The organism is Sphingopyxis sp. (genome assembly GCF_040216815.1).
Lineage (GTDB): Bacteria > Pseudomonadota > Alphaproteobacteria > Sphingomonadales > Sphingomonadaceae > Sphingopyxis.
The window spans coordinates 1-12,290 of sequence record NZ_JAVJOJ010000005.1 but is presented as its reverse complement, the minus strand read 5'-3'; the positions used below and the strand labels follow the sequence as shown (position 1 = coordinate 12,290).

Here is a 12,290-nt window from a genome sequence, read left to right as displayed (position 1 = left end):
TCAGCTCTTTGGCAGCGCCCAGCTGACCGTCAGCTGCGTCGCGCGGCGCGGAATGTCGAGCTTTGCCTCGCTGAAATTGACCTTTTCGTTGGGCGGTAGCATCCGTACCGGTGGCTTGATCGTCCAGCTATAGACGATCGTACCCTGTGCGTCGCGCAGTTCGGCCAGGATCGGCGGCACGCGCTGTTCGCGATCGGTCGGGTTGATGATCACCCCCGATGCGGCAAAATAGATGGTGCCGTCGGCGAGTTCGCGATGGTCCTGATTGGGCGGCAGTTCGATCACCAGATCGGGCTCGGCAGTCCCGCCGGGCAGCCCCAGTCCCTCGGCCCAGCTGGGCAGCCCGTACCAGGCGAGCGCCCCCGTCGCGGCGAGCATCAACGCCGCGGCGCTCGCGGTGATGATGGTCCAGCGCTTCACCGGATTACGGCGCGGGCGCCGGAACGGGAGCGGCGCATCGTCGGCCGGGGCGGGCGAGGGACGCCGCGGCGGGTCGGCGGCAAAGGCGGGCGGTGCCGGTGGGACCGGATCGGGCTCGGCAAAGTCCGAATAGGTCGCCGCCGGGGTCGGAGCCGGGGAAGGCGACGGCGGCGGCAGCGGAACACTATCGCGCGTCACATCGGGCGGCACGATGGCGTCGGCAGGCGGCGGCGCGGCCGCGGGTTCCTGGAACCAGCTGTGGCGGCAATTGGCGCAGCGCACGGTGCGGCCGGCGGGTCCGATCGCGGTATCGGGAACGACATAGCGCGTATGACAGGACGGGCAGGCGAGGATCATGCCCCCTCTAAACACGCTGATTCGCAGCGTTGCAAGCGCCGCGTGCCACTCGCGTCTTGTCCTTGGGCAAGAGCCATGCGAGAGGCAGCGGGATGAGCGGACCAGCGCCCCTGTTCCTAGACCCCATGCGCCCCTGTGCGCGGCGGCGCATGACGCCATGACCGACGCAGCGCCGATCCGCCCCGGCGGCGCGATGGTCGAGTTCAGCGGCGTCGGGCTGCGCTATGGCCCCGATGCCGAAATCCTGTCGGACATCAGCTTCAACCTGCAACCGGGCAGCTTCTATTTCCTGACCGGCGCATCGGGTGCGGGGAAAACCTCGCTGCTCAAGATGCTCTATCTGGCGCAGCGACCGAGCCGCGGCATCGTGCGCTTGTTCGGCGAAGATCTGGTCGCGATGCCGCGCCACCGCCTGCCGGGTTTTCGGCGCCGCATCGGCGTGGTGTTCCAGGATTTCCGCCTGATCCCGCATTTGAGCGCGCGCGACAATATCGCGCTGCCGCTGCGTATCGCGGGGGTCAGCGAGGAGGATCTGGCGGGCCCGGTGGGTGAAATGTTGAGCTGGATCGGGCTCGGCGAGCGCGCCGACGCCTTTCCGCCGACGCTGTCGGGCGGCGAGCAGCAGCGCGTCGCGATCGCGCGCGCGGTGATTGCGCGCCCGCAATTGCTCGTCGCCGACGAACCGACGGGCAACGTCGATCCCGATATGGCGATGCGCCTCCTGGGACTGTTCGAGGCGCTCAACCGCCTTGGCACCACCGTCGTCGTCGCGACGCACGACATTCACCTCATCAGCCGTATCGAAAATGCGCAGATGATGCGGCTGGAAAAAGGGCGTCTGTTCGATCCCACCGGCGCGCTGCGCTATCCGCCCAACCGCGCATGATGGACGGCCGATGATCATCCCGCGCGTTCCCGTCCAGCACCGCCGCCTGCTCCCCGACCGCCGCCTGTCGGGGCCGACGCCATGGATCATCGCGATCCTGATGATGCTGACCCTGCTTTCGGCGGCCGCCGGGGTCGGGCTCGCACGATCGGCAAATGCGATCGGCGACGCGATTGCGGGCCGTGTGACGGTGCAGATCGTCACGGCCAACCCGGTGACGCGCGCCGAACAGGCCGCGGCGCTCCGCCGCGGGGCGAGCGCCGCGCCTTTCGTTCGTTCGGCGCGCGCGGTCGAGCGCGAGGAATTGCAGGCGATGCTCGGCCAATGGTTCGGCAGCGCCGAGGGCGACGACCCTATGCTGCGTTCGCTCCCCCTCCCCGCACTCGTCGACGTCGATTTCGTCGGCGGCGACCGCGCAGGGGCGATGCAGGCGCTCGAGGCGCTCGTCGCGCGCGAAGCACCCGGCGCACGGATCATCCCGCATGCCGAATGGCTCGGGCCAGTCGCGCGGCTGATCCGCTCGCTCGCGTGGATCGCCGCCGCGCTCGTCGTGCTGATGGCGCTGGCGAGCGCGGCGGTGGTGATCATGACCGCGCGCGCCGCGCTCGGCACCCATTATGCGACGATCGAAATGCTGCACCTGATCGGCGCCACCGACCGCCAGATCGCGCGGCTGTTTCAGCGACGGATCGCGATCGACACCGCCTATGGCATCGCGCTTGGCAGCCTCGTCGCCGCGGCGATCCTGTTGCTGGTCGGCTGGCAATGGGCGGGCGTGACCGCGGGGCTCGCCGCGACGGCTTCGCTCGGAACCGCGGGCTGGGCGCTCTTGCTGGCGCTGCCGCTATTGGCTATCGCGCTCGCTGCCCTGACGGCGCGCCAGACGCTGCTCGCCGCGCTCAAGAAGATTTTATGATCAAGCGCCTGATCTCGCTGCTGTTCCTCGCCTGGGTGCTCGGCTTCGCCTGGTTCGCGCTGCTCTTGCCGCTGCCCGCGCCGCCGCAAAAGACCGATGCGATCGTCGTCGTCACCGGCGGCCCCGGCCGCATCGACCGCGCGCTCGAACGGCTCGAAGCAGGCGACGCCAAGCGCCTTTTGATCAGCGGCGTCGCGCGCGAGGTCAAGCCCCGCGAACTCGCCGCCGAATATGACCGCCCGATCGCGCTCTTCGACTGCTGCATCGCGCTGGGGTTCGAGGCGGAGGATACGCGCTCGAACGCGACCGAGGTTGCGGCATGGGTCCAGCGCCGCAAATATAAGAGCATTCGCCTGGTCACGACCGACTGGCACATGCGCCGCGCCGAATATGAAATCGCGCGCGCCGTGGGCGGCGACGTGACGATCGTGCCCGACGCGGTGCGCAGCCAGCCGAACCTCGCGACGCTGTTTCGCGAATATCATAAATATCTCGCGGGGCTGGCGGGCGGCCTGCTCGGCCTGTAAACGCCCTGTCGTGCGCTATACCATCGCCCTTTTCCGTTCAATCCTCTTCTGGCTGCTGTTCGTCCTGATGAGCAGCATCAGCTCGATCGGCGCGGTGATCTCGCTCCCGGTCTCGCACCGCGCGACGATCGGGTTCGTGCGTATCTGGGCACAGTTTCACCGGCTGATCTGCCGGTTCATACTCGGCCATCGGATCGTCGTGGAGGGCGAACTGCCCGACACGCCGGTGCTTTATGTCTTCAAGCACGAAAGCGCGTTCGAAACGATCGAACAGCCGATGCTGTTCAAGCATCCCGCCGTTTTCGCGAAGGAAGAGCTGTTTTCGATCCCGGTCTGGGGGCAGGCGGCGCATTTTTACGGCCTGATCCCCGTCGACCGCGACGGCGGCGGCAAGGCGATGCGCGCGATGCTCGGCGCGGCGAAGGCGGCGCTCGCCAAGGGCCGCCCGCTTGTCCTGTTCGCCGAAGGCACGCGCGTTCCGCATGGCCAGGCGCCCGCGCTGCGTCCCGGTTTCGCGGGCATGTACCGCCTGCTCGGCGTGCCTGTGATCCCCGTCGCGGTGAACAGCGGCATCGCCTATCCGCCGCGGCGCTGGGTCAAATGGCCAGGCACGATCACCTACAAGGTGGGCGAGACCATCCCCCCCGGCCTGCCGCGCGAAGAGGCCGAAGCGCGCGTGCGCGCCGCGATCAATGCGCTCAATCCACCCGGGGCGTTGCTGGCAGCGGAGCCTCAAACCTAACTCCGTTCGCATCGAGCGAAGTCGAGATGCCGGTCGTGGGTGCGCGCCTTGGCGGTGTCTCGACTTCGCTCGACACGAACGGAACTAAGTTTCGGCTAATGCTTCCGCCCGAAATCGGGCGCTGCATCATCCTGCCCCTGTTCGATGATCGACCGCCGGATCGCGCGCGTACGCGTGAACCAATCCTCCAGCCGCGCGCCGTCGCCGCGGCGGATCGCCTGCTGCAGCACGGTCAGATCTTCGTTGAACCGCTGGAGCGTCGCGAGCACCGCGTCCTTGTTGGCGAGAAAGACGTCGCGCCACATCACCGGGTCGCTCGCGGCGATGCGCGTGAAATCGCGGAAACCCCCGGCGGAATATTTGATGACCTCGCTCTCGGTCACTTCTTCAAGCTCGCTCGCGGTGCCGACGATGGTATAGGCGATGAGATGCGGCAGATGGCTCGTCACCGCGAGCACCATGTCGTGATGCGCCGCGTCCATCGTTTCGACCCGCGCGCCGAGCGCCTGCCAGAATGACATCACCGCTGCCACGGCGTCCCGCGGCGCGTTCGGGGGCGGAGTGACGATGCACCAGCGCCCGTCGAACAGGCTCGCGAAGCCCGCCGCAGGCCCGCTGTTCTCGGTCCCGGCGACCGGGTGCGCGGGAATGACGGCATGGCCCGGCAATGCCTTGACCAGCGCCGCGGCCACCCCCGCCTTCGACGAGCCGACGTCGGACACGATCGCGCCGCTTTTCAGCGCCGGCGCGATCGCTGCCGCGGCGTCGGCCATCCGCCCCACGGGTACCGCCAGAATGACGAGGTCGGCATCGGCCACTGCCGCATCGACACCGTCGGCAATCATGTCGCAAAGCCCCAATGCGCCGGCTTCGCGGCGCACCGCCGCGCTCGCGTCATAGCCCGACACCGCGACATCGGGCATCCGCGCCTTGACCGCCCGCGCGATCGACGAGCCGATCAGGCCCAGTCCGACGATGGCGACGCGCCCGATCGTCATCCGCCGGCAAGCGCGGCGCGGATCGCTGCCGCCAGACCGCGCGTCTCTTCCTCGGTGCCGATCGTCATGCGCAGCGCATGGGGCAGCCCCTGGCCCGGCAACCAGCGGACGATATAACCCGCCTCCATCAGCCGGTTATAGACCGTCTCCGCGCTCACGGCGCCTTCGAACAGGACGAGCAGGAAATTGGTCGCCGACGGCACGACACGCACGCCATGGTTGCCCAGGCTCTCCAGCTCCGTCGCCAACCAGGCGCGCCACCCGGCATTATGAACGCGGCTGCGGGTCACGAAATCATCGTCGCCCAGCGCCGCGACCGCCGCCGCCTGCCCCGCGCGCGTGACGTTGAAGGGCAGGCGGATGCGGTGCAATGCCGCAATCACCTCGGCGCTGGCATAGCCCCAGCCGATGCGTTCGGCGGCAAGGCCGTGGATCTTCGAAAAGGTGCGCGTGACGAATACATTGGGCTGGCTTTTCGCCAGCTCCAGCCCGCCGTCGTCCTCGTCCGCCGTCAGATATTCGGCATAGGCCTGGTCGATCACGAACAGCACGTCGCGCGGCAGTCCGGCATGAATCCGGGCGACTTCCTCGCGCGTCGCCAACGTGCCGGTCGGATTGTTCGGATTGGCGAGATAGACAACGCGTGTCTTGTCGGTCACGGCGGCAAGCAGCGTATCGACGTCGGTGGCATAATCCGTGTCGTCGGCCTCGACCGGCACCGCCCCGACGCGGCGCGCCGCGATTTCATAAACCGCGAAGCCATAGCGGACATAGAGAATCTCGTCGCCCGCGCCGGCATAGCTGCCCGCAGCAAGGTGCAGAAGCTCGTCCGATCCGTTGCCGCAGATCACGCGCGCGGGATCGAGGCCATATTTGGCCGCGATCGTTTCGCGCAGCTCGGCCGCGCCCGGGTCGGGATAACGCGACAAGGCGTCGGCCGCGCCCTGCGCCGCATGAAAAGCGGCGCGCGCCTTTTCGCCCGTGCCGAGCGGATTTTCATTCGCGCTCAGTTTGATGAGCGGGCGGCCGTCGGCCCCGGCCGATTTGCCGGGCACATAGGGAGCGATGCCGCTGATCCACGGCTTCGGGCGGAGCATGGGTGTCGTATCGGTCATGCCGCGCCGTTTAACGGCTGCGCGCCTCAAGTCCAGCACGTTGACAGTGCGCCCCTGCCCGCTTAGCCCGGCGCGCATCATGGCGTCCCGCTTGCAAACCGACCGGCACAATCAGATCGCGCTCGATCGCCCCCTCGTGCTCGACAGCGGGGCCCAGCTGGCAAAGCCGACGATCGCCTTCGAGGCGTATGGCACACTGAATGCCGCTCGCGACAACGCCATCCTCATCTGCCACGCGCTCACGATGGATCAATATGTCGCCTCGACCCATCCGGTGACGGGAAAGCCCGGCTGGTGGAGCAAGGTCGTACGGCCCGGCGGCGTCATCGACACCGACCGCTATCATGTCATCTGCGCCAATGTGATCGGCAGCTGCCTCGGGTCGAGCGGCCCCGCCAGCATCGATCCGGCGACCGGAAGCCCTTTCGCCATGACCTTTCCGGTCGTGACGATCGGAGACATGGTCCGCGCGCAGGCCATGCTGCTCGACCAGCTGGGGATCGGGCGGCTCCACGCCGTCGTCGGCGGGTCGATGGGGGGGATGCAGGCGCTCGCCTGGGCCGCCCATTATCCCGACCGAGTCGACCGGGCACTCGTCATCGCATCGGCGGCGCGGCATTCGGCGCAGAACATCGCTTTTCACGAGGTCGGGCGGCAGGCGATCATGGCGGATCCCGACTGGCAGGGCGGCTCCTATTACGGGAGCGGACGGGTGCCCGTGAAGGGTCTGTCGGTGGCGCGGATGGCGGCGCATATCACCTATTTGTCCGAAGCCGGGTTAACCGAGAAGTTCGGGCGCCAGCTGCAGGACCGCGAAGCGAAGACTTTCGGGTTCGAGGCCGACTTTCGGATCGAATCCTATTTGCGGCACCAGGGGATCAGCTTTGTCGATCGCTTCGACGCCAACTCCTATCTCTATATCACGCGCGCGATGGACTATTTCGACCTTGCCGACCCGCATGGGGGGAGGCTGGCCGATGCGTTTCGCCACTCGCCGGTGCGCTTCGGCCTCGTCAGCTTCGATTCGGACTGGCTTTACCCCACCGCCGAATCGCGCCGCATCGTCCAGGCGCTGCATGGCGCGGGCGCACAGGCGAGTTTCGTCGAACTGTCGAGCCCGTTCGGTCACGATGCCTTTCTGCTCGATTCGCCCGAAATGTGGCGATTGATCGCCGGCTTCCTGGAGGCCGGCCGATGAGCGCGCCGGCGCTTCGCCCCGATCTCGCGCTGATCGCGGCACAGGTCCCGGGCGGCGCGCGCGTACTCGACATCGGCTGCGGCGACGGCACATTGATGGCGGCGTTGCGCGACGCCAAGCAAACCGATGTCCGCGGCCTGGAGATCGATCCCGCCAATGTCGCGGCCGCCATCGGGCGGGGACTTGCGGTCGTTCAGGGCGATGCCGAACACGACATCGCCGACTATCCCGACGACAGTTTCGACATCGCCATCCTGTCGCAGACCCTGCAAACCTCGCATCGCCCCGACCGGATTATTGACCAACTCCTGCGCATCGCGCCCCGCGCCTTCGTAAGCTTTCCCAATTTCGCGCACTGGCGCGTGCGGCTGGCGCTGCTGTGGGGGGGGCGCATGCCGGTGACGCGGCTGCTCCCCGTCGCCTGGTACGAAACGCCGAACATCCATCATGTAACGGTCAGGGATTTTCGTGACCTTGTTCGCGAAAAGGGGATCAAGGTCGAAGCGGCATGGTATTTGTCGGGCGACAAGCCGACAAGCGATGCCGCGGCCAGCTGGCGCGCCGAACATGCGATTTTTCTGATCGCGCGGGGTTGATGCGCAAGATTCGCGGACGCATCGCATCGCTACCACACCCCACATTGCCGGTTACATTTTCGCGAGGCGGCGCTAGGGGAAAGGCTCGGGCGCGCATCTTGTGACTTTATCGAGAGGACGACAAATGGACAGCGGCAGCAAGGTGCAGTTTTCGGATCGCGAAGCGCTGCTTTATCACGAATATGGGCGGCCCGGAAAAATCGAGATCGTCGCATCGAAGCCGATGGCGACGCAGCGCGATTTGAGCCTGGCCTATTCGCCCGGCGTCGCGGTGCCGGTGAAAGCGATCGCCGACAATCCCGCCGCCGCCTATGATTATACCGTCAAGGGCAACCTCGTCGCCGTCATTTCGAACGGCACCGCAATTCTGGGTCTTGGCAACCTTGGCGCACTGGCGTCGAAGCCGGTGATGGAAGGCAAGGCGGTGCTGTTCAAGCGCTTCGCCGACGTCGATTCGATCGACCTCGAAGTCGATACCGAAGATCCGCAGCGCTTTATCGAGGCGGTCGAACTGCTCGCGCCGAGCTTTGGCGGCATCAACCTTGAAGATATTGCCGCCCCCAACTGCTTCATCATCGAAGCCGCGCTGAAGGAACGCATGAACATCCCGGTGTTCCATGACGACCAGCATGGCACGGCGATCATCACCGCGGCGGGGCTGATCAACGCCTGTTACCTGACGGGGCGCGACCTTTCGTCGGTGAAGGTTGTCGTCAACGGCGCCGGCGCAGCGGCGATCGCCTGCACCGAACTGATCAAGGCGATGGGCGTCAAACATGAAAATGTGATCATGTGCGACCGCAAGGGCACCATCTATCAGGGCCGCACCGACGGCATGGACCAGTGGAAATCGGCCCATGCCGTCCCGACCGAGGCGCGCGACCTGACCGAAGCGCTCGTCGGCGCGGACGTGTTCCTGGGGCTTTCGGCCGCAGGCGCGCTGAAGCCCGCGATGGTGAAGGACATGGCGGCGGCGCCGATCATCTTTGCGATGGCGAACCCCGATCCCGAAATCTCGCCCCCCGATGCGCGCGCGGCGCGGCCCGACGCGATCATTGCGACAGGGCGTTCGGACTATCCGAACCAGGTCAACAATGTGCTCTGCTTCCCCTTCATCTTCCGCGGCGCGCTCGACGTCCATGCGACCGCGATCAACGAGGAGATGAAGATCGCCGCGGCCTATGCGATTGCCGACCTTGCGCGGCAGCAGGTGCCCGAAGAGGTCGCCGCGGCCTATGGCGGGCGGGCGTCGAGCTTTGGCCCCGAATATATCATCCCCTCCCCCTTCGACCCGCGACTGATGGAAATCGTGCCCGCGGCGGTCGCCAAGGCAGCGATGGACACCGGCGTCGCGCAGCGGCCGATCGCCGACCTTGATGAATATCGCACGCGACTGCGCGCGCGGCTCAATCCGACGACGTCGGTGCTGACGCTCGCCTATGAGGCCGCGCGCAACAATCCGAAGCGCGTCGTCTTTGCCGAGGGCGAGGAAGAAACCGTGCTGCGTGCCGCGATCCAGTTCCGCGATGGCGGATATGGCATCCCGGTACTCGTCGGACGCGAGGGGCTGCACGAGAAGCTGCGTGCGATGGGCGTCGCCGATGCGGAGAGTTTCGAGGTCCATAACAGCGTCAATTCGCCGCACGTGCCCGCGATGGTCGACATGCTGTACGAACGGCTCCAGCGGCGGGGATACCTCCGCCGCGACGTCGAGCGGATGGTCAACCGCGACCGCAACATCTTCGGTTCGCTGCTGCTCAAAATGGGGCTGGGCGATGCGATGATCACCGGCACGACGCGGACCTATTCGCAGACGATGCGCGAAATCCGCCGCGTGATCGACCATGCCGAGGGCAAGACACCGTTCGGCATCCACGTGCTCGTCGATCAGCATCACACGATCTTCATGGCCGACACGACGGTCAACGAGCGGCCGTCGGCCGAGATGCTCGCCGACATCGCCGAACGCACGGCGCAGGTCGCGCGGCGCATGGGGCACGAGCCGCGCGTCGCCTTTCTATCCTATTCGACCTTCGGCAACCCCGAGGGAAGCTGGCTCGATAATATCCGCGAGGCGGTGGCGATCCTCGACCGGCGCCAGCCGGCCTTCGAATATGAAGGCGAAATGGCACCCGACGTCGCACTGAATGCCAAGGTGATGAAGAATTATCCCTTCTGCCGCCTGTCGGGACCCGCGAACGTGCTGGTCATGCCGGGGCTGCAATCGGCGAACCTGTCGGCGAAGCTCCTGCGCGAGCTGGGCGGCGGCGCGGTGATCGGCCCGATGCTGGTGGGCATGGAACATCCGGTGCAGGTCGCGACGATGGCGTCGACCGCATCGGATCTGGTCACGCTGGCGGTGCTCGCCGCGGGCGGGATCGCACAGTAGGAGTTCGGGCGGCTTGACCCTCCCTGTCGCGCAGCGATGGGGAGGTGGCAGTCTCGTCAGCGACTGATGGAAGGGCCAAGGACCCCGACGACGCGGCCCCTCCCCCACCGCCTTGGGTGGTCCCCCTCCCCATCGCTGCGCGACAGGGAGGATTCTATACTTTACCGCCCGCTCGGCGCCCCGGCACCCGGCGCGCCCACCGCGCCGATGTTGCCGAAAATATCCTCGAAGAAGCTGCGTTCGCGGCCGAGCGTCGGCGTCTTGTCGCCTTCGGGGCTGATCTTGCTCACCAGTTCAAGCCCGGTGCGGTCGACTGCGGCGACATTGCCCGCGGCGTCGAAACGGACGCGCATCACCTGCTGCGCGATCGGGCGCGGCTTGGCAAAGGCAAGCTGACGCGTTTCGCGCGAAACATAATAATATTCGCCCGTCCCGAACTGGCCGACGAAGGTGGGACGACCGAGCGTACGTTCGACCGATTCGCGATTGTCGACGCCGGGGGTGATCGCTTCGGTCAGCGCCGGATCGACGACATAGCCCTGCCGTCCCTTGAGCTGAGTGCAGCCCCCGACGGTCAGCGCAAGCGCCAGTCCAGCGACGATCAGGCGCGCCGGGCGGGCGGGAAGCTTCGAATATCGGGTCGGCATCAACATATCTCCATTGCGCCGCTGGGCATCGGGCGCCGGCACTCGCGCCTCTTAACCGCAAGCGGTCGGCGCATACAAGCGGCATATGCCGCGGCAAAGCTTGCCGCAAGCTGACTGGAGCGATTGGGGCGATCGGCTTTGCTCCCCTTTTCCGGCGGAGCGAATGCGCCTAAACAGCCACGATGATCTCGTTCCGCAAATTGTTCCGAACCGGCCCCGACCCGCGCGAGGCGCGCCGACCGCTTTGGGAGGCGGTCATCGCCACGGCGCGCGCACCGCACTGGTATACCGAAGGGGGCGTGCCCGACACGCTCGACGGTCGCTTCGACATGATCGGCCTGGTGATGGCGCTGGTTCTGCATCGCATCGACGAAGAACCGGCCCACACGGCCGCTGGCGTCCAGCTCACCGAATTGTTCGTGAGCGATATGGATGGGCAAATGCGCCAGATCGGTTTCGGCGACATGGTGGTCGGCAAGCAGGTCGGACGGATGATGGGCGCACTGGGCGGACGGCTCGGCGCCTATCGCGCGCCCGACGGTTCGGACGCGCTGCGCGCGGCGCTGATACGCAACCTGTGGCGCGGCAAGGCGCCGGGCGACGTTGAACTGGCGCATGTGATGGCGAGCGTCGCGGCGCTGCGCGGGGCGCTGGCGGCGATGCCGGTCGCCGACCTGATCGCGGCCGACCGGCTGCCCGGAGCCGTGCCTTGAGCAGCGAAAGCGAATTTTCGTACATCGTCACGCTCGCCGATGCGGCGCAGGGCCGTGACATTGCGGTCGAGGCCGACGCGGCTGCGCGTGCGCGGGTGGCGGCCCGGCTGGGCCTGCTCGCGCTCGATCGTCTGGTGCTGACCGCGAGCCTGCGTAGCGTCGCCGACGGGTTTGCCGCGACCGGCGAGGTCGGGGCCGACGTGGTGCAGGCCTGCGCGGCGACCGCCCTGCCCGTCGCCGCGCGCATCGCCGAGCCTTTTGATCTGCGTTTCCTGCGCGATGTCGAAGCCTCTGTCGGCGAGGACGAGGAAGTCGAGCTCGGCCGCGACGAGCTTGACCTGCTGCCGCTCGACGGCGATCGCGCCGACCTCGGCGAAGCGGCGGTACAGACGCTGTCGCTCGCGCTCGACCCCTTCCCGCGCCACCGCGATGCGGACAGGATACTCGCCGAAAAGGGCGTGCTGAGCGAAGAGGCGGCGGGACCGTTTGCAGCGCTCGCGAAGCTGCGTGGAAAGCCGGACGGCTAGGGTCAGGACCCATTAATTCCACGCTCGAGGCGTCGAAATGGCGAAGATATCGGGCCGTTGCGGGTGCAGCGGGTGGCATTGCTTCCCGCAAGGCCGCGAAGGTTCGATATCGAAGCCCTTTCGGCGTCCCCCCAGGTAAGCGAGAGGGGGGATTTGATCGATTTTGTCCATTGCTTCGTTGGAAAGTCTTGAAATATCGACATATCCCTTCGCCTTTCCGCCTCGCACTGAACAAAATCGCTTCAAACCTCGAGCGTGG

General features: G+C 66.8%; 13 protein-coding genes. 9 read left to right on the top strand and 4 right to left on the bottom strand.

The window, feature by feature from the left end; translation table 11 throughout:
- Complete coding sequence (locus RIA72_RS07530; protein ID WP_350031711.1) at positions 1-777, bottom strand: zinc-ribbon domain-containing protein; 777 nt, start codon at positions 775-777, stop codon at positions 1-3.
- A 157-nt stretch (positions 778-934) separates the two neighbouring features.
- Between RIA72_RS07530 and ftsE the strand changes: the two genes are divergently transcribed.
- From ftsE to RIA72_RS07510, 4 genes are read left to right on the top strand one after another with little or no spacing between them, the layout of a single operon-like run.
- Positions 935-1,663, top strand: a complete 729-nt coding sequence (ftsE, locus tag RIA72_RS07525; protein WP_350031710.1) for a cell division ATP-binding protein FtsE — start codon at positions 935-937, stop codon at positions 1,661-1,663.
- A 10-nt stretch (positions 1,664-1,673) separates the two neighbouring features.
- A complete protein-coding gene (locus RIA72_RS07520) occupies positions 1,674-2,579 on the top strand; it encodes a cell division protein FtsX (protein WP_350031709.1) in 906 nt (301 codons plus the stop codon).
- Positions 2,576-3,106, top strand: coding sequence for a YdcF family protein (locus RIA72_RS07515; RefSeq protein WP_350031708.1), 531 nt, complete (start codon positions 2,576-2,578; stop codon positions 3,104-3,106). The genes RIA72_RS07520 and RIA72_RS07515 overlap by 4 nt, the downstream gene beginning before the upstream one ends.
- Before the next feature lie 10 nt (positions 3,107-3,116).
- Positions 3,117-3,848: a lysophospholipid acyltransferase family protein gene (locus RIA72_RS07510; RefSeq protein WP_350031707.1), complete on the top strand. Its 732-nt coding sequence runs from the start codon at positions 3,117-3,119 to the stop codon at positions 3,846-3,848.
- 95 nt (positions 3,849-3,943) lie between these two features.
- On the opposite strand, the gene RIA72_RS07505 is transcribed toward RIA72_RS07510, so the two are convergent.
- Together RIA72_RS07505 and hisC are read right to left on the bottom strand one after the other, a co-directional pair.
- Positions 3,944-4,846, bottom strand: coding sequence for a prephenate/arogenate dehydrogenase family protein (locus RIA72_RS07505; RefSeq protein ID WP_350031706.1), 903 nt, complete (start codon positions 4,844-4,846; stop codon positions 3,944-3,946).
- Positions 4,843-5,961: a histidinol-phosphate transaminase gene (gene hisC / locus RIA72_RS07500; RefSeq protein WP_350031705.1), complete on the bottom strand. Its 1,119-nt coding sequence runs from the start codon at positions 5,959-5,961 to the stop codon at positions 4,843-4,845. The genes RIA72_RS07505 and hisC overlap by 4 nt, the downstream gene beginning before the upstream one ends.
- Before the next feature lie 79 nt (positions 5,962-6,040).
- Here hisC and metX point away from each other — a divergent pair, with 79 nt between their 5' ends.
- From metX to RIA72_RS07485, 3 genes are all read left to right on the top strand, one after another.
- Complete coding sequence (gene metX, locus RIA72_RS07495) at positions 6,041-7,159, top strand: homoserine O-acetyltransferase MetX (RefSeq protein ID WP_350031704.1); 1,119 nt, start codon at positions 6,041-6,043, stop codon at positions 7,157-7,159.
- Positions 7,156-7,755, top strand: coding sequence for a methionine biosynthesis protein MetW (gene metW, locus RIA72_RS07490; protein ID WP_350031703.1), 600 nt, complete (start codon positions 7,156-7,158; stop codon positions 7,753-7,755). The genes metX and metW overlap by 4 nt, the downstream gene beginning before the upstream one ends.
- Positions 7,756-7,879: 124 nt before the next feature.
- Positions 7,880-10,144: an NADP-dependent malic enzyme gene (locus RIA72_RS07485; RefSeq protein ID WP_350031702.1), complete on the top strand. Its 2,265-nt coding sequence runs from the start codon at positions 7,880-7,882 to the stop codon at positions 10,142-10,144.
- Positions 10,145-10,305: 161 nt separating this feature from the next.
- On the opposite strand, the gene RIA72_RS07480 is transcribed toward RIA72_RS07485, so the two are convergent.
- Positions 10,306-10,791, bottom strand: coding sequence for an outer membrane protein assembly factor BamE (locus tag RIA72_RS07480; protein ID WP_350031701.1), 486 nt, complete (start codon positions 10,789-10,791; stop codon positions 10,306-10,308).
- Between the two features lie 182 nt (positions 10,792-10,973).
- Between RIA72_RS07480 and RIA72_RS07475 the strand changes: the two genes are divergently transcribed.
- Together RIA72_RS07475 and RIA72_RS07470 are read left to right on the top strand one after the other, a co-directional pair.
- Positions 10,974-11,504: a ubiquinol-cytochrome C chaperone family protein gene (locus RIA72_RS07475; protein ID WP_350031700.1), complete on the top strand. Its 531-nt coding sequence runs from the start codon at positions 10,974-10,976 to the stop codon at positions 11,502-11,504.
- On the top strand, positions 11,501-12,031 hold the full coding sequence (locus RIA72_RS07470) for a YceD family protein (protein WP_350031699.1): 531 nt from the start codon (positions 11,501-11,503) through the stop codon (positions 12,029-12,031). The genes RIA72_RS07475 and RIA72_RS07470 overlap by 4 nt, the downstream gene beginning before the upstream one ends.
- Positions 12,032-12,290 lie beyond the last annotated feature (259 nt).